Raw genomic sequence first — 15,292 nt, 5'->3', positions numbered from 1 at the left:
GTATGTCTGTGCGGTGAAGGGTTTGTCATGCGGCGATCCGGGTGCTCCGGCGTTTGCAGTCGATACCGCACCGCGCCGGTCGGCGCACAAGGGAGCCGATCATGGCCGTAACGGACCTCGTCACCTTCTCGAACATCCAGCTGCGTCCCGATCCGTCGCGGACCGTGATCCGCCCGTTCAACGTCGACTATCCCGGTCCGTTCAAGGTCGAGGGTCATCCTCGCGTCGAGCGCGTGATCGACCGCGTGCTGTCGCTGTCGCATGACGAGCTTCACGCCGAACGCGAGCGCGTCACGGCGTCGCTCGACGAGCGCCACCGCGACGTCGACGACCTGCTGCTCCACCGCTTCGGCGAGGTCATGGCGAGGACGCCGGACGCGCGGACGATCACGCGCGACCAGCAGGTGCTGATCGGCGCATATCTCAGCGAGGAATATTCGTTCGAGGCCGCTGCGCTGTTCAACCCGAGCATGGTGCTGCATCCCGACCAGACCGGTGCGCCCGACGATGGTCTCCGCTTCATCCTGTCGCTGCGCGGGATCGGCGAGGGTCATGTCTCGTCGGTGACGTTCCGCACCGGGCGCTGGTCGCCGCAGGATGGCTTTTCGGTCGATCCCGCCAGCCGGACCGCGGTGCCGCCGCGGATCGAACCATCGGATCAGGGCGCGACCGATGGCGGTCCGACCCGGCTGCAATGCGGCAATAGTCGCGAGCTGTCCGAAACCGTGATCTTCCCGATCCTGCCGAGCCAGCGTCAGGGGATCGAGGATTTGCGGCTCGTCCGGTTCGTGGATGCCGGCGAGGTCCAGTATCTCGGCACCTATACTGCGTTCAGCGGCTCCGAGACGCGCTGCGAGCTGCTGCGCGGCGAGGATTTCAAGACGTTCGAGATGCAGCCGATGCGCGGCGCGGTCGCGGGTACCAAGGGGATGGCGCTGTTCCCGCGCAAGATAGACGGCCGCTTCGCGATGCTCGGGCGGCAGGACAACGAGAATATCTGGTATCTGACCTCGGACGACCTGCTGACCTGGGAGGGCGGTGAGAAGATCGTCGAGCCGAAATGGCCGTGGGAATTCATCCAGATGGGCAATTGCGGCTCGCCGATCGAGATCGACGAGGGCTGGCTGGTGCTGACCCACGGCGTCGGCAGCGTCCGCAATTACTGTGTTGGCGCCTGCCTGCTCGACAAGGCCGACCCGACCAAGCTGCTCGCACGGATGACCGATCCGCTGATCGTGCCGAGCCCGAAAGAGCGCGACGGGTATGTGCCCAACGTCGTCTACAGCTGTGGCGGGATCGTCCATGATCGGACGCTGCTGCTGCCGTTCGGGGTGGCGGACAATTTCGCGTCGTTCGCGACGGTGGATGTCGGGCGGTTGCTCGCGGCGATGGCGTGAACGCCGGCAGCGTGAAAGCATGTTCCCCCGCGAAGGCGGGGGTCCAGCCTGGGCTCCCGCCTTCGCGGGAGAACAAGAGGGAGTGCGAACTGCCGCCCGAACCGACTTACGCGATGCGTTCCGTTGGTTGGACTATCAATCCCGCGCCGGCGAAATCTTCCGCCGCGACCACGTCGATCTGCCGTTCGATCCCGCGCGTGAGGCCAGCCGGGACTGTTACCGTGAAGCCGCGCTCGATCAGTCCGTCGACGGCCCAGCGGACGCAGTAATCCGCGGCGACGCCGATCACCGTGACGTCGGTGACACCGTTCGCGGCCAACGCGGTGAAGAAGTCTTCGCGGAGGATCGTCGGCTTTCTCGCATCGCGGGCGTCTTCGATCGCCAGCCCCGGTTCGGCCCACATGTCGAACACGCCCTTCTCGATCCGCCACGCCGGGATCGCCGGGTCGACCAGTGCGATATCGAGCATATTGGCCCACCCCCGTGTGCCGCGGACGCAGTGGATCGGGAACATCTGCGCTTCGGGCGACGCGGCATAGGTCTCGACGAAATGCGTGTCGAAGGTGAACAGGACGCCTGCAACATCACTGGGACTAAGACCCGACAGCCACGTCTGCATCGGCACGACCAGTGCGTCCGCCCCGGCCACGCTGAGCGCGCCCTCTCGGGCCATGAAATCCCACTGCGTATCCACCACGACCACGAACCGCGCCATCGCCCGTCTCCTTTGCCCGCTGCTTGACACAAACGCGTCTTCTCGGACACCCGCAGCCCACGTAAACGCAGGAGCCCATGCGCATGGCCGTAACCGATATCGCCACCCGGACGTACAACCACAATTTCCGGCTCGATCCGATCGTGCGCAGCCTGCTCGATACCGATTTCTACAAGCTGTTGATGTTGCAGATGATCCGGCAGGTGTATCCCGACGTCAGCGCCACCTTCGCACTCATCAACCGGACCAAGACGGTGCGGCTCGCGGAGATCGTCGACGAGGCCGAACTGCGCGCGCAACTCGATCATGCGCGGACGCTGCGGTTCGCGAAGAAGGAGCTGATCTGGCTGGCGGGCAACAGCTTCTACGGGAAGCAGAAGATGTTCGGGCCCGAGTTCCTCGCATGGCTCGCGGAGTTCCAGTTGCCCGCCTACGATCTGCGAAAAGTCGACGGGCAGTACGAACTGCATTTCGAGGGACCGTGGACTCACACGACGATGTGGGAAATCCCCGCGCTGACGATCATCAACGAGCTGAAGTCGCGCGCAGCCCTGCGTGATCGCGGCCGGTTCGCGCTCGACATCGTCTACGCGCGGGCCAAGGCCAAGCTGTGGGAGAAGGTCGAGCGGCTGCGAGAACTGCCCGACCTCGTGCTGTCGGATTTCGGCACGCGGCGGCGGCACGGATTCCTGTGGCAGCGCTGGTGCGTCGAGGCGCTCAAGGAAGGGCTCGGCGACCGCTTTATCGGTACGTCGAACGTGCTGCTGGCGATGGACGCCGACCTCGAGGCGATCGGGACGAACGCGCACGAACTGCCGATGGTGACCGCCGCGCTCGCCGACAACGACGCAGACCTCGCCGAAGCGCCGTACCGCGTGCTCGAGCATTGGCGGCAACATTATAACGGCAATCTGCTGATCGCCCTCCCCGACGCGTTCGGCACCACCGCGTTCCTGCGCAATGCGCCGCATTGGCTCGCGGAATGGACCGGCTTCCGCCCCGACAGCGCACCGCCGATCGCGGGCGGCGAGCAGATTATCCGCTGGTGGGAGGAGCAGGGCGTCGATCCCAAGACCAAGCTGCTGATCTTCTCCGACGGGATGGACATCGACACGATCGAACAGACGTATCGCCATTTCCACGGCCGCGTGCGGATGAGCTTTGGCTGGGGGACCAACCTGACCAACGACTTCCGCGGCTGCGATCCCGACGGTGCGGCGGCGCTGGAGCCGATCTCGCTGGTCTGCAAGGTGATCGAGGCGAACGGGCGGCCGGCGGTGAAGCTGTCGGATAATCCCGCCAAGGCGACCGGTGAACCTGCGGAGATCGCGCGGTATCTGCGAGTGTTCGGGGAAGCGGATCGGGCAAGCGCGCCGGTGCTGGTGTAACACGGCCCATTACCCCCCTCCCTGGAAGGGAGGGGTCCGGGGGTGGGTCGGTTTCCGTATCGGGCGACGTTGCGACGCGAGCTGGCCTACCCACCCCCAACCCCTCCCTTTCAGGGAGGGGGCAGAACTCGGTTAGTCCTCGACCAGTTTCATGAACCGCCGCTCGACTGGCGCCAGCACCGGCCCGAGTTCATGCCCGCGCTTCACCACCGCGCCGGCCTCGCCGATCAGCGCCCACATGCCCTGCTTGTTGCGCAGCGACGGGCGCTTCTCGATCCTGAACTCCGGCCGTTCGGCGGCGCGGCGGAAGGCGGCGAAGACCGCGGCATCCTTGCCAAGGTCGATCGCATAGTCGCGCCAATGACCTGCCGCGACCATCCGTCCGTAAAGGTCCAGGATTCGGTTCAGTTCGAGGCGTTCGAAGCCGACCTGCGTCGCCTTGGACGGTGTGGGAAAAGGGACGACGCCCATCAGTTATCCACCATCATGCGCGGTCGCGGCGGTCCTCTGGATGCTCGTCGGCGAGCAGCGCGTCGAGCCGCTTGCGCATCGTCTCCAGTTCGCAGCGCATGATCTCCATCTTCTGCGTCGCGGGATCGAACATCTCGCTGCACGGCGTACCGTAGGGCACGAAGCGCGGCACCTCGGGCGCGTTGCCGCCTTCGATCGTCGTCGCGCGCGCGGGAATGCCGACCACCGTCGTGCCCGCAGGCACGTCACGCGTGACGACCGCGTTGGCGCCGACCCGCGACCGCTTGCCGAGCGTGATCGGGCCCAGGACCTGCGCGCCCGAGCCGATGATCGCGCCGTCGGAAATGGTCGGGTGGCGCTTGCCTTGGACGCCGTTATCAGGGCTGGTGCCGCCGAGCGTGACGCACTGGTAGATCGTCACGTCGTCACCGATCTCCGCGGTCTCGCCGATCACGACGAAGCCGTGGTCGATGAAGAAATTGCGGCCGATCGTCGCGCCGGGATGGATGTCGATCGCGGTCGTGAAGCGCGACCAGTGGTTGACGCAGCGCGCGAGGAAATAGAGTTTCGCCTTGTACAGCCGGTGCGCGATCCGGTGATAGCCGAGCGCCCAGACGCCGGGGTACAGCATGATTTCGGCGCGCGAATGCGGGGCGGGATCGCGGGCGCGGATCGAATCCAGATAGGCCAGTAATCCGCTCGACATCCGCAGTCCCCTTCGCGATTTCCGTATCTAGGGTATCGAACGACCGATTTCCAGAACCGCGCGCATGGGCCGCCTCAGCCCATCGGGATCGGGGTAAAGCCTATCTTTGTTGTGGGATAAGCCCGCGCGTTGCACTCTGCGCGCGATATTGAGGGGATGCCGATGTTCGACCTGACGACCTTGAGCTTCGAGACGCTGTTGCCGTTCATCCTGGTCGGGTTCGCCGCGCAGATCGTCGATGGCGCGCTGGGGATGGCGTTCGGGGTGATTTCGAACACGCTGCTGCTGTGGGTCGGCGTGCCGCCGGCCGCGGCGTCGGCGGGCGTGCATACCGTCGAGACCTTCACCACCGCGGTGTCGGGGATCAGCCATGTGCTGCACAAGAACGTCAACTGGACGCTGTTCCTGCGGCTGATGATCCCGGGCGTGATCGGCGGCGTGCTGGGCGCGTACGTGCTGTCGAACATCGATGCGAGCACGGCGAAACCGTTCATCCTCGCGTATCTGACGTCGATCGGCGTGTACCTGCTGTACCGCGGGCTGCGCTATCCGCCCAAGCAGAAGGAGCCGAAGATCGTCGAGCCGCTCGGGCTGGTCGGCGGGTTTCTCGACGCGGCGGGCGGTGGCGGCTGGGGCCCGGTGGTGACGTCGAACCTGCTGGTCCAGGGCGCATCGCCGCGCACCACGATCGGCACGGTGAATACCGCCGAGTTCTTCCTGACCGCGACGATCTCGGCGACGTTCATCACACAGCTCGGCTGGGCGGCGTTCACGCAGGCCACCGTGGGATTGCTGATCGGCGGGGTGCTGGCGGCACCGTTCGGGGCGATGCTGGCGAAGCGCGTTCCGGCGAAGACGCTGATGGTGCTGGTCGGCGTGATCCTGACGATCACCAGTTTGTTCGGCCTCTACCGCGCGATCTGGCACTAAGCCCTTCTCCCGCCAAACTCGCTCCCGTCATCCTGGCGGACGCCAGGATCCAGAGTATCGGGCGCTACGGTCTTAGCTCTGGATCCTGACTTTCGTCAGGATGACGGAAGCGGTTTGGGAAGGGTTGATTAAATCAGAGCGTCGCGTGGACCGTCGCAACCGCAGCCATCACTGCACCGATCCGCACAGACGTCTGGATCGCCTCCGCCGTAACGCCGGCCTTCTTCAAAATCTGCTCGTGGCTGTCGATGCACATGCCGCAGCCGTTCATCGCCGACACGGCCAGACTGAAGAGCTCGAAATCGACCTTGTCGATGCCGGGCTGGCCGATCACGTTCATGCGCAGCTTGGCGGGCATGTTGCGGTATTCCTGGTTCCCGGCGAGGTGCGTGAACCGGTAATAGACGTTGTTCATCGCCATCACCGCAGCGGCTGCACGCGCTGCGTTCGCGGCCTCGGGCGAGAGCTTCGGCACGCATTCGGCCTCGGCGGCCTCGACTAGCGGCTTGTAGCCCGAGCCGTGTGCGCAGGTAAGCAGCAAGCCGTATTTGCGCTGATCGGTCAGGTGCGTCTCGTTCAGCAGCGAGCCGACGTTGAGGCGGATGTCCTTGGCGTAGTCGGGCAGTTGCCCTGCGAATTCCTTGAGCGACATGATAATTCCTTCTGCTCCCCTTCCGCCTGCGGGAAGGGTCGGGGGAGGGACTGGAGACAAAAAGAGAGGGCGGCCCGTATGGACACGCCCTCCCCCAACCCCTCCCGCAAGCGGGAGGGGAGTTTTAGTTACGCAGCGAGCTGGAGGACGTCGTCGCCCTTGTTCCAGTTGCACGGGCACAGCTCGTCGGTCTGCAGCGCGTCGAGCACGCGGAGCGTCTCGGCGGGGTTGCGGCCGACGTTCAGGCCGTTGACCTGGACCGCCTGGATGACGTTGTCCGGATCGATGATGAAGGTCGCGCGGAACGCGACATGCTCGTTCTTGTCGACGATGCCGAGCGCGTCGGCGAGCTTGGCGCCGTTATCCGCGAGCCACGGGAAGTCCGCGGCGGCAAGGTCCGCGTCCGACTTGCGCCAGGCGAGGTGGACGTGCGCGGTGTCGGTCGACGCGCCGATCAGGACGGCGTCGCGGTCCTCGAAATCGCCGCGGATGTCGCTGTAGCCGACGATCTCGGTCGGGCACACGAACGTGAAGTCCTTCGGCCAGTAGAACAGCACCTTCCACTTGCCGGGATATGCCGTCGTCAGGTCGAGCGTCTCGCCGGCGGGCAGCGCAGCGGTGCCCTGCTGGACGGGAATGGTCATCGATGGGAACTGGTCGCCGATGGTCAACATGATGGAAGCCTCCTGGAAATAAACTTGGCTCCAGGCATCCTCAAGCGCGGCGGTTGTCCCGCTCGGTCGTTGTGCAATGCGGTATATGGGGGCTGGTGTAATCGATCCAACACTCTATTTATCATCTGATGATCGATAGAGGCGATTAATGGCTGCGACCTACCTACCCACGTTGAAACAGTTGCAATATCTTGTTGCGCTGAAGGACCACGGCCATTTCGGACGCGCCGCGGAGGCGTGTTTCGTGACGCAATCGACGCTGTCGGCGGGCCTGCGCGAGCTCGAAACGCTGATCGGCGTGGTGCTGGTCGAGCGCACCCGCCGAGTCGTGCGGTTCACGCCGCTGGGCGACGGAATCGCCGACAAGGCGCGGCGCGTGCTGCGCGAGGCGGAGGAACTGGGCGACATGGCGCGCGCCGCGGGCCAGCCGCTTTCGGGCGACATGCGGATGAGCGTCATCCCGACGATCGCGCCGTTCATGTTGCCGAGGATCCTGCCACGGCTGCGAAAGGACTATCCGGACCTGAAGCTATTCCTGCGCGAGGAGCCAAGCGGTCCTGCATGCGAGGGGCTGCATAACGGCCGCACCGACTGCGTGCTGCTGGCGCTTCCCTATGCCTGCGGCGAGGTGACGTTCGAGACGCTGTTCGAGGATCGCCTGTTCGTGGCGTATCCTTCGGGCGAGGAGCCGACCGCCCTACCCGCGATCCCGGCGTCGGCGATCGACGAGACGCGGCTGTTGTTGCTCGAGGACGGGCATTGCCTGAAGGATCATGCGCTCGGCGCATGCAACCGACCGGAGTTACGTGCGGAGGCGACGATGCTGGGGACGTCGCTGCACACGATCGTGCAGATGGTCGACAACGGGCTCGGCATCACGATGCTGCCGGAAATGGCGTTGAAGGCTGGCATCCTCGACAACACCAATATCACCGCGCGCCCGCTCGACGAGATCAATGCCGTGCGGAAAATCGCGCTGGTGTGGCGCCGGGCGAGCCCGCGCGAGAAGGATTTCCGGTTGATGGCGAAGGCGCTCGCCGACGTTCAGTAGTCGCCGTCTCCTTCTGCGCCCCTCCCTGAAAGGGAGGGGTTGGGGGTGGGTCGGTGCCCGTATCAGGCAACCTCACCGACACAAGCTGGCCGACCCAACCCCCTGCCCCTCCCTTTCAGGGAGGGGAGACCGTTGCGAACCGGGCGCGCTCGGTCTTCACCTCGACCCGAGATTGGCACGGGTGCGCAACCAACTCGGCGTTCGATCGTATGTTTCGCGAGTTCCCGCTGGAGATCCAACGATGTCGAAGACGCTTCCGCTACTGCTGATCACGAGTGCGCTGGCGCTTGCGGCGTGCAGTGGCAAATCGAAGGACGACGTCGCCAGTGCGTCGACCACGCCGATCAATCCCGCGCTCGCCGTCCCGAACGGGCCGCCCGCGGTGGCCAATCCGACCGTCGGCGGCGTGCCGATGATGGCGACGCAGACGATCGTCGACAACGCGTCGGCGGCGCCCAATCTCTCGACGCTGGTTGCCGCGGTGAAGGCAGCCGGTCTGGTGCCGACCCTGTCGGGGCCGGGACCGTTCACGGTGTTCGCACCGACCAACGACGCGTTCGGGCGGCTTGCCCCCGGCATGGTCGACACGTTGTTGAAGCCCGAGAACAAGGCTTCGCTGACCAAGGTGCTGACCTATCACGTCGTGCCCGGCGTGGTGACCGCCGACGATCTGCGCCGCCGCATCACGGCAGGCGGCGGTACCGCGACGCTGACCACGGTCGAGGGCGATCCGATCACCGCGACGCTGGTCGGCGCGGTCATCACGCTCACCGACGTCAACGGCAACAAGAGCTATGTTGAGACTGCGGACGTCCGCCAGTCGAACGGCATCGTTCATATCGTCAACGGCGTGATCGTGCCTAAGCTGAGTTGATCCGGGTAGAATTAGGCTCAATTCATCGCGCCGATGCTACGGCTTGTCGGCAAAATCATTGAGTCCGACCGATACCTACCCAAGTTTTTCCGTTCGAGTTTCACACGTTCCTTCCACAATCTCTGGAGTTGCAGATGACTGTTAAGACCAACCTGATGATCGCAGCCGCATCGAGCCTGCTCCTCGCCACCGGCGCGACCGCACAGACCACCGCACCGGCTGCGCCGCGGACGGGCGCTCCCACGGCGGCTGCTCCGACGGCAGCGGCTCCGGGCGCGACGACCGCAGCGCCACAGGCTGCCGGTGCGCCCGCCGCGTCGACGGCCGCGGCGACCACGACGATCGCGGCTGCTCTGCCAACGCTGCCTAATCGTGCGACGCTGACCAAGCTGGTCACCGCAGCGAAGTTGCAGACGACGCTGGCAGGCCCTGGCCCGTACACGCTGTTCGCGCCGAGCGATGAAGCGTTCACGCGTTTGCCCGCCGGTGCGCTCGACACGCTGCTGAAGCCTGAGTCGGTGCCGACGCTGGCGACGATCATCAAGTATCACGTCGTCGCCGGTGCGCTGACGTCGGAGCAGTTGAAGGCACAGATCACCGCGGGCGGTGGCAAGGCCACGCTGACCACGCTCGCCGGTCAGCCGCTGGTCGCGTCGCTTGAAGCCAACGGCAACATCGCGCTGACCGATACCGCCGGGATCAAGTCGTTCGTCGATACGGCGGACATCAAGGAGACGAACGGCGTCGTTCATCTCACCAACGGCATGAGCGTTCCGAAGCTCGGCTGATTTGAGTGCGGGCCGTGGTCTCATCGGAGAGCGCGGCCCGCACTAATTTGTTTCCCTGCGAAGGCGGGGATCCCGTCCGGGCTCCCGCCTTCGCGGGAGAACAAGCTTTGCGCTAGCTGCTCGGCGTATCCCACCGGGCAGCGGCGGCGTGATCATGATCACGCGCCTCTACCCAGCTGGCTTCAACTCCGCGCGTCTCTCGCTTCCAGAACGGAGCGTCGGTCTTCAGCCGGTCGATCAGATACGCGCAGGCCTCCAGCGCCGCGCCGCGATGCGCCGCCGTCGCCGCGACGAACACGATCCGCTCGCCCGGATGCATCGGCCCGACGCGGTGGACGATGATCGCGGCGCTCAGCGACCAGCGCTCGATCGCACCCTCGGCAACCTTGAGCAACGCAGCCTCGGTCGCGCCGGGATAATGTTCGAGCTCGAGCGTCCCCACACCGTCGTCAGCACGCACCAGCCCGGTGAACGTCGCCACCGCGCCAGCGCCAGCCGCCTCCGCGCGCATCATCTCGGCGGCGATATCGATCGGCAATTGCTGGACCGAGATATGAATCATCCGCCGGTCACTGGTGGGAAGATCGCAATCTCCTGCGCGCGACCGATCGGCGTATCGAGCGGCACGAAGTCCTGATCGATAGCCGCGCGTAATCGCGAGCGGTTCTCGAACGCCCCCGCATGCGCCGGGCTGGCCTCCGCCAGCCAGTCGACCAGATCGGCCACCGTGACGACGCTCGCCGGCGGTTCGATCGACTCTTCACCCGTGCCGATGCGCTCGCGCACCCAGGCGAAATACACCATCCGTATCGTCATGCCCGTAATGCCTACTCAGTCCATGTGCTTCAGGCCGACGCGGAGATAATCCCATCCGGTCATCAGCGTAAGGACGGCCGCGCCCCACAGCGCGACGATGCCGACGGTATGCACCCAGACCATTTCGGGCACCGAACCGCCAAGGATGATCCCGCCGAGCGACACGAGCTGCAGCGTCGTCTTCCACTTGGCAAGCTGCGACACCGGCACCGAAACCTGCACCTGCGCCAGGAACTCGCGCAATCCCGACACCGCGATCTCACGCAGCAGGATGACCAGCGCGGCGATCACGTGGATGCCGGCGATATCGCGCGTGCCGACCAGGATCAGGATCACCGCCGCGACCATGATCTTGTCCGCGATCGGATCTAGGAAGATCCCCAGCCGCGACACCGCGCCGCTCGACCGCGCGAGATAGCCGTCGAAATAATCGGTAATACCCATCAGGCAATACAGCACGAAGGCGATGCCGTAGCCCGCCTCCCAGTCGGGCCACCACAGGAACCAGACCAGCAGGGGCACCGCGACGATCCGCGACAATGTCAGGAGGTTAGGCAAGCTCAACACCCACCACCCCTATACCGGTCGGTCGCGCGGCGAAACCGGTTTAAGCGTTGGCGCGCGGATGACGCTCGGCTAAGGGTTGGACATATTACCGCAACGATCAGGGCTATTTCCCGTCATGCTCAATGCCCTTGGGTTGCTGAAGCAACGTCGCTTCCTCCCGCTGTTCACGACCCAGTTTCTCGGCGCGTTCAACGACAATCTGTTCAAGACCTCGATGGTCCTGTTCGCGACCTATGCCGTCTTCAACGATCCGAAGATGGAGGCCAATTTCAACGCGCTGGCGACCGGACTCGGCATCCTGCCGTTCTTCCTGCTGTCCGCGCTCGCCGGGCAATTGGCGGACAGCCACGACAAGGCGCGGATCATCCGGATCGTGAAGACGGTCGAGATCGGCATCATGATTCTGGGCGCGACCGGGCTGATGGTCGCACGTGCCGGGCATCCGTCGCTGGGGATCGGGCTGATGCTCGGCGCGGTCCTGTGTCTCGGCGTGCATTCGACGTTCTTCGGCCCGATCAAATACGCGATCCTGCCGCAGCATCTGAAACCGTGTGATGTGCTCGGCGGCACCGGGCTCGTTGAGGCCGGGACGTATCTCGCGATCCTGCTAGGCACCGTGACCGCGGGCTGGATCCCGATCGAGGGCGCCGCCGCCAGCGTGCTGGTCGTCGCCGCGATCGGCTGGTTTGCAGGACGCCAGGTGCCGCCGGCGCCACGCGAAGGCCCGCCGCTCAAGCTAGACTACAACCCGTTCACGGCGTCGTGGCGACTGATCAGCGCGACGCTGCACATCCCCCGCCTATTCCTAGCAATCATCGCGATCAGCTTCTTCTGGACGATCGGCGCAGTGCTGATCATCGTCTTCCCGCCGCTGGTGAAGAACGTGCTGACCGCCGACGAGCGAGTCGCCAGCTTCGTAATCGCGGTGTTCTCGGTCGGGGTCGCGATCGGCTCCGTGGTCATCAACACGATGCTGCGCGGGCGGATTTCCGCGAAGTTCTCGCCCGCATCGGTGATCGCGATGGGCGGGTTCGTCGTGCTGTTCTCGTTCCTCGCGCGGACCTGGACGCCGGCGCCACCGGGGCATTATTACGACTGGGCCGGCTTCATCCATCAGCCGGGCGCGATCCCCGTGCTGGCGACTCTGCTGGCGATCGCGATCACCGGCGGGATGTTCGTGGTGCCGCTCTATGCGTTCCTGACGACGACGGTCGAGAAGGACCAGACCGCGCGGACCGTGGCGGCGAACAACGTGGTCAACTCGGGCGCGATGACGATCGGCTCGATCCTCGTCATCGGCATCACCGCGATGGGCGTGACGCCCGAGGACATGCTGTTTCTCGTCGCAGCGATGTGCCTCGTCTCGGCATGGCTGGCGCAGAAGCTGCACCGGGCCTGCGACGACGACGCGATCGGGTGTTTGCCGACGCTGAGGGGGTAGCCTCACACCTGAACCCGTTCGCCCTGAGCGAAGTCGAAGGGGGAGTCCCAAAAGCAGGTGCTTCGACTGCGCTCAGCACGAACGGAAAAAGGGGTGCGTAGGCCTCAGAAAATGAAGCTGTAGAAGCACGTGAAGAACGCCGCGAAGCTCAGCAGAAAAAGCTTCACGTCGTGATCGTCGTTCTTCGCGCTGGCGACTACCGGCGGCGGCAGCGACCGGCGCAGCGGGTGGCGGGCGGCTTCGTTGGTAAGGACTAGGCGTCTGGTCATGATGAAAACGTTAACGTCGCGTTTACCAATTCGACCAGTGCCAAAAGTGGTTAAGCTGGCGGCGTCCGGCAATGGGACAGAAATCGGCCCCAGCTAACGGCCCATAAAGCCGCCGCCGATCCGCTATCCTTGCGTAAAAACCGCGTATAAGCTCCCGTCTTTCCCCGTGATTCCGCGGGAGCGAGGACCCGGACCATCGAACAGATCGGCGCGCTTCCCTATGTGATCGACGAAGCCGGGCATGCGCGCGTGATGCTGATCACGTCGCGCGATACCGGCCGATGGGTGATTCCCAAGGGCAATCCCATCACCGGGCTCGCCAGCCACGAGGCCGCCGCGCAGGAAGCCTATGAGGAAGCCGGCATCCGCGGCATTCCCTGCCCCTCGCCGGTCGGGCAATTCGCGTACCGCAAGCGTCGCCGCACCGGCCGCTACCGCGACATGATCGTCACCGTGTTTCCGCTCGCGTTCGTCGAGCAGGTCGAGGACTGGCCCGAGCGTCATCAACGCGACACACGCTGGTTTACGCTTGATCGTGCGGCGGAGGCTGTCAATGAGCCCGGCCTGAAGGCGCTGATCGCTGCTTTCCGTGAGCCGCCGATCCCGGCGTCGCTCGCGCAACGTATCTTACCCGTCGTGCGCACGAGTGCGAAAAGGAGAATTCCGATGCTGGGCTGGTTCCAGTCGCTGATGCCGAAGCAGGGACGGTTCTTCGAACTGTTCGACGCGCATGCCGCGACCTTGGTCGCCGGCGCCGATGCGCTTGCACGGCTGCTCCACGGCGAAGGCTCGATCGAGGGTCAGATCGCCGAGATCGTCAAGCGCGAGCACGAGGCGGACGATATCACCCGGGAGGTCCTCCAGGATGTCCGCCGCGTGTTCGTCACGCCGTTCGACCGCAGCGCGATCACCGATTTGATCGGCGTGATGGACGACGCGATCGACCAGATGAACGGCACCGCCAACGCGATCGCGCTGTACGAAGTGACCGAATTCTCGCCACAGATGCGCGACATGGCTGGCATCATCGTCGAAGCCGCTCGGATCACCGCGGAGGCGATCCCGCTGCTGCGCTCGCTCGGCACCAATGCGGGGCGGCTGCACGACCTGACCGCGCGGCTGATCCAGATCGAGGGTCATGCCGACGATATCCACGACACGGGCCTGCGCGCGCTGTTCCAGGCCTCGAAGATCAGTGCGGACCCGATGACCTTCATCATCAACCGCGAGATCTACAGCAGCCTGGAAAAGATCGTCGACCGCTTCGAGGATGTCGCGAACGAGATCCAGGGGCTGGTCATCGACCATGCTTGAGGTGTTTGAGTCCGAGAGTTTTCACGAAGCTCCCCCCCGGCGAAGGCCGGGGCCCAATTGGGGGACGGCAATAACGAAGGGCGGCGTTCCTTTACTGCGACCTCTCCAATTGGACCCCGGCCTTCGCCGGGGGGGTAAAAAGATGGCGGATAGGGCAGCAGTCGCATGATCCTCTCCCTCCCGCTCCTCATCGGCCTCATCGGCATCGCGCTGCTGTTCGACTTCCTGAACGGCCTCCACGACGCGGCGAACTCGATCGCCACCGTCGTCTCCACGCGCGTCCTGAAGCCACAATACGCCGTGCTCTGGGCAGCGTTCTTCAACTTCATCGCGTTCGCGGTGTTCGGCCTCCACGTCGCGCAGACCGTCGGCACCGGCATCGTCCAGGCGCACATCATCGACGCGCAGGTGATCTTCGCCGCGCTGATGGGCGCGATCGCGTGGAACGTCATCACCTGGGTGCTCGGCATCCCGTCGAGCAGCAGCCACGCGCTGATCGGTGGCCTCCTCGGCGCCGGCATCGCCAAGGTCGGCTTCGATGCGATCGTCTGGAGCGGGGTGATCAAGACCGTCGTTGCGATCTTCGCGTCGCCCGCGATCGGCCTGATGCTCGCGCTGGTGCTGGTGCTGATCGTCGCCTGGACCAGCCTCAAGCTCACCCCGCTCGGCGTCGACAAGCGCTTTCGGAAACTCCAGCTGATCTCCGCCGCGCTCTATTCGCTCGGCCACGGCGGCAACGACGCGCAGAAGACGATGGGGATCATCGCCGTGCTCCTCTATTCGCAAGGGCTGATCGGCGGCAGCTTCCACGTGCCGCTCTGGGTCGTGCTGTCCTGCCAGGCGGCGATGGCGCTCGGCACGTTGTCAGGCGGTTGGCGGATCGTCCACACGATGGGCTCGAAGATCACCCGCCTGACCCCCGCACAAGGGTTCTGCGCAGAAACCGGCGGCGCGATCACGCTGTTCGCCGCGACCTTCTGGGGCATCCCGGTGTCGTCGACGCACACCATTACCGGCTCGATCGTTGGCGTCGGTGCAGCTCGGCGCTTGTCCGCCGTCCGCTGGAACGTCGCCAGCAACATCGTCGTCGCCTGGACGCTCACCCTGCCCGCCGCCGGATTGATCGGCGCGGGGACGTATCTGCTCGTTGGCCTGTTCGTCTGAACGACCACCTCCCGCGCCCAAGCGGCACTCTATTGACGCGGACGTAAACGGCTCCGACACTCCCTGTCGAGCGAA

At 65.1% G+C, this 15,292-nt stretch carries 18 protein-coding genes; 9 read left to right on the top strand and 9 right to left on the bottom strand.

What is annotated here, in order from left to right; genetic code table 11:
- Window positions 1-101 precede the first annotated feature (101 nt).
- Window positions 102-1,397, top strand: coding sequence for a glycoside hydrolase family 130 protein (locus C8J47_RS03305; protein ID WP_121884412.1), 1,296 nt, complete (start codon window positions 102-104; stop codon window positions 1,395-1,397).
- Between the two features lie 106 nt (window positions 1,398-1,503).
- On the opposite strand, the gene C8J47_RS03300 is transcribed toward C8J47_RS03305, so the two are convergent.
- Complete coding sequence (locus C8J47_RS03300) at window positions 1,504-2,112, bottom strand: isochorismatase family protein (RefSeq protein WP_121884411.1); 609 nt, start codon at window positions 2,110-2,112, stop codon at window positions 1,504-1,506.
- 83 nt (window positions 2,113-2,195) lie between these two features.
- On the opposite strand from C8J47_RS03300, the gene pncB reads away from it, so the two are divergent.
- Window positions 2,196-3,500: a nicotinate phosphoribosyltransferase gene (pncB, locus tag C8J47_RS03295; RefSeq protein WP_121884410.1), complete on the top strand. Its 1,305-nt coding sequence runs from the start codon at window positions 2,196-2,198 to the stop codon at window positions 3,498-3,500.
- A gap of 132 nt (window positions 3,501-3,632) precedes the next feature.
- Here pncB and C8J47_RS03290 read toward each other — a convergent pair whose 3' ends face one another.
- Window positions 3,633-3,971 (bottom strand): DUF2794 domain-containing protein, encoded by a 339-nt coding sequence (locus tag C8J47_RS03290; protein ID WP_056051400.1) that lies wholly within the window; start codon window positions 3,969-3,971, stop codon window positions 3,633-3,635.
- A gap of 13 nt (window positions 3,972-3,984) precedes the next feature.
- Window positions 3,985-4,677, bottom strand: coding sequence for a serine O-acetyltransferase EpsC (gene epsC / locus C8J47_RS03285; protein ID WP_056057758.1), 693 nt, complete (start codon window positions 4,675-4,677; stop codon window positions 3,985-3,987).
- Between the two features lie 162 nt (window positions 4,678-4,839).
- On the opposite strand from epsC, the gene C8J47_RS03280 reads away from it, so the two are divergent.
- Window positions 4,840-5,607, top strand: coding sequence for a sulfite exporter TauE/SafE family protein (locus C8J47_RS03280; RefSeq protein WP_056052944.1), 768 nt, complete (start codon window positions 4,840-4,842; stop codon window positions 5,605-5,607).
- A 133-nt stretch (window positions 5,608-5,740) separates the two neighbouring features.
- Here the strand turns inward: C8J47_RS03280 and C8J47_RS03275 are convergent, their stop codons facing one another.
- Both C8J47_RS03275 and C8J47_RS03270 read right to left on the bottom strand, forming a co-directional pair.
- Window positions 5,741-6,259 (bottom strand): carboxymuconolactone decarboxylase family protein, encoded by a 519-nt coding sequence (locus C8J47_RS03275; RefSeq protein WP_121884409.1) that lies wholly within the window; start codon window positions 6,257-6,259, stop codon window positions 5,741-5,743.
- 128 nt (window positions 6,260-6,387) lie between these two features.
- Window positions 6,388-6,933, bottom strand: a complete 546-nt coding sequence (locus C8J47_RS03270; RefSeq protein WP_055879693.1) for a peroxiredoxin — start codon at window positions 6,931-6,933, stop codon at window positions 6,388-6,390.
- Window positions 6,934-7,081: 148 nt separating this feature from the next.
- On the opposite strand from C8J47_RS03270, the gene C8J47_RS03265 reads away from it, so the two are divergent.
- The 3 genes from C8J47_RS03265 (at window position 7,082) to C8J47_RS03255 (ending at window position 9,646) form a co-directional block, all read left to right on the top strand.
- Window positions 7,082-7,984, top strand: a complete 903-nt coding sequence (locus tag C8J47_RS03265) for a hydrogen peroxide-inducible genes activator (protein ID WP_056051404.1) — start codon at window positions 7,082-7,084, stop codon at window positions 7,982-7,984.
- Between the two features lie 241 nt (window positions 7,985-8,225).
- A complete protein-coding gene (locus C8J47_RS03260) occupies window positions 8,226-8,858 on the top strand; it encodes a fasciclin domain-containing protein (protein WP_121884408.1) in 633 nt (210 codons plus the stop codon).
- Window positions 8,859-8,992: 134 nt separating this feature from the next.
- Entirely contained in the window at window positions 8,993-9,646 is a 654-nt protein-coding gene (locus tag C8J47_RS03255) for a fasciclin domain-containing protein (RefSeq protein ID WP_121884407.1), read from the top strand.
- Window positions 9,647-9,758: 112 nt separating this feature from the next.
- On the opposite strand, the gene C8J47_RS03250 is transcribed toward C8J47_RS03255, so the two are convergent.
- The 3 genes from C8J47_RS03250 to pgsA are packed head-to-tail and all read right to left on the bottom strand — an operon-like array spanning window position 9,759 to window position 11,029.
- Window positions 9,759-10,208: a molybdenum cofactor biosynthesis protein MoaE gene (locus tag C8J47_RS03250; RefSeq protein WP_121884406.1), complete on the bottom strand. Its 450-nt coding sequence runs from the start codon at window positions 10,206-10,208 to the stop codon at window positions 9,759-9,761.
- On the bottom strand, window positions 10,205-10,462 hold the full coding sequence (moaD, locus tag C8J47_RS03245; RefSeq protein WP_121884405.1) for a molybdopterin converting factor subunit 1: 258 nt from the start codon (window positions 10,460-10,462) through the stop codon (window positions 10,205-10,207). Before moaD ends, C8J47_RS03250 begins: the two co-directional genes overlap by 4 nt.
- Window positions 10,463-10,477: 15 nt before the next feature.
- Complete coding sequence (gene pgsA, locus C8J47_RS03240; protein WP_121884404.1) at window positions 10,478-11,029, bottom strand: CDP-diacylglycerol--glycerol-3-phosphate 3-phosphatidyltransferase; 552 nt, start codon at window positions 11,027-11,029, stop codon at window positions 10,478-10,480.
- A 115-nt stretch (window positions 11,030-11,144) separates the two neighbouring features.
- On the opposite strand from pgsA, the gene C8J47_RS03235 reads away from it, so the two are divergent.
- Window positions 11,145-12,470 (top strand): MFS transporter, encoded by a 1,326-nt coding sequence (locus tag C8J47_RS03235; RefSeq protein WP_121884403.1) that lies wholly within the window; start codon window positions 11,145-11,147, stop codon window positions 12,468-12,470.
- A gap of 104 nt (window positions 12,471-12,574) precedes the next feature.
- On the opposite strand, the gene C8J47_RS19090 is transcribed toward C8J47_RS03235, so the two are convergent.
- Window positions 12,575-12,739 carry a hypothetical protein gene (locus tag C8J47_RS19090; RefSeq protein WP_165899569.1) on the bottom strand — a complete coding sequence of 55 codons (165 nt, stop codon included), beginning with the start codon at window positions 12,737-12,739 and terminating at the stop codon, window positions 12,575-12,577.
- 195 nt (window positions 12,740-12,934) lie between these two features.
- On the opposite strand from C8J47_RS19090, the gene C8J47_RS03230 reads away from it, so the two are divergent.
- On the top strand, window positions 12,935-14,053 hold the full coding sequence (locus C8J47_RS03230; RefSeq protein ID WP_060526799.1) for a DUF47 family protein: 1,119 nt from the start codon (window positions 12,935-12,937) through the stop codon (window positions 14,051-14,053).
- Window positions 14,054-14,218: 165 nt separating this feature from the next.
- Window positions 14,219-15,217: an inorganic phosphate transporter gene (locus tag C8J47_RS03225; protein ID WP_121884402.1), complete on the top strand. Its 999-nt coding sequence runs from the start codon at window positions 14,219-14,221 to the stop codon at window positions 15,215-15,217.
- Window positions 15,218-15,292 lie beyond the last annotated feature (75 nt).

The organism is Sphingomonas sp. PP-F2F-G114-C0414 (assembly GCF_003688595.1).
GTDB lineage: Bacteria > Pseudomonadota > Alphaproteobacteria > Sphingomonadales > Sphingomonadaceae > Sphingomonas.
The sequence above is the reverse complement of the archived record's forward strand: the minus strand, read 5'-3'. Positions and strand labels throughout refer to the sequence as shown.

Bases quoted from the DNA above. Each gene is read 5' to 3' on its own strand.
- C8J47_RS03305 (WP_121884412.1), top strand. From the start codon at position 102: ATGGCCGTAACGGACCTCGTCACCTTCTCGAACATCCAGCTGCGTCCC.
- C8J47_RS03300 (WP_121884411.1), bottom strand. From the start codon at position 2,112: ATGGCGCGGTTCGTGGTCGTGGTGGATACGCAGTGGGATTTCATGGCC.
- pncB (WP_121884410.1), top strand. From the start codon at position 2,196: ATGGCCGTAACCGATATCGCCACCCGGACGTACAACCACAATTTCCGG.
- C8J47_RS03290 (WP_056051400.1), bottom strand. From the start codon at position 3,971: ATGGGCGTCGTCCCTTTTCCCACACCGTCCAAGGCGACGCAGGTCGGC.
- epsC (WP_056057758.1), bottom strand. From the start codon at position 4,677: ATGTCGAGCGGATTACTGGCCTATCTGGATTCGATCCGCGCCCGCGAT.
- C8J47_RS03280 (WP_056052944.1), top strand. From the start codon at position 4,840: ATGTTCGACCTGACGACCTTGAGCTTCGAGACGCTGTTGCCGTTCATC.
- C8J47_RS03275 (WP_121884409.1), bottom strand. From the start codon at position 6,259: ATGTCGCTCAAGGAATTCGCAGGGCAACTGCCCGACTACGCCAAGGAC.
- C8J47_RS03270 (WP_055879693.1), bottom strand. From the start codon at position 6,933: ATGTTGACCATCGGCGACCAGTTCCCATCGATGACCATTCCCGTCCAG.
- C8J47_RS03265 (WP_056051404.1), top strand. From the start codon at position 7,082: ATGGCTGCGACCTACCTACCCACGTTGAAACAGTTGCAATATCTTGTT.
- C8J47_RS03260 (WP_121884408.1), top strand. From the start codon at position 8,226: ATGTCGAAGACGCTTCCGCTACTGCTGATCACGAGTGCGCTGGCGCTT.
- C8J47_RS03255 (WP_121884407.1), top strand. From the start codon at position 8,993: ATGACTGTTAAGACCAACCTGATGATCGCAGCCGCATCGAGCCTGCTC.
- C8J47_RS03250 (WP_121884406.1), bottom strand. From the start codon at position 10,208: ATGATTCATATCTCGGTCCAGCAATTGCCGATCGATATCGCCGCCGAG.
- moaD (WP_121884405.1), bottom strand. From the start codon at position 10,462: ATGACGATACGGATGGTGTATTTCGCCTGGGTGCGCGAGCGCATCGGC.
- C8J47_RS03235 (WP_121884403.1), top strand. From the start codon at position 11,145: ATGCTCAATGCCCTTGGGTTGCTGAAGCAACGTCGCTTCCTCCCGCTG.
- C8J47_RS19090 (WP_165899569.1), bottom strand. From the start codon at position 12,739: ATGACCAGACGCCTAGTCCTTACCAACGAAGCCGCCCGCCACCCGCTG.
- C8J47_RS03225 (WP_121884402.1), top strand. From the start codon at position 14,219: ATGATCCTCTCCCTCCCGCTCCTCATCGGCCTCATCGGCATCGCGCTG.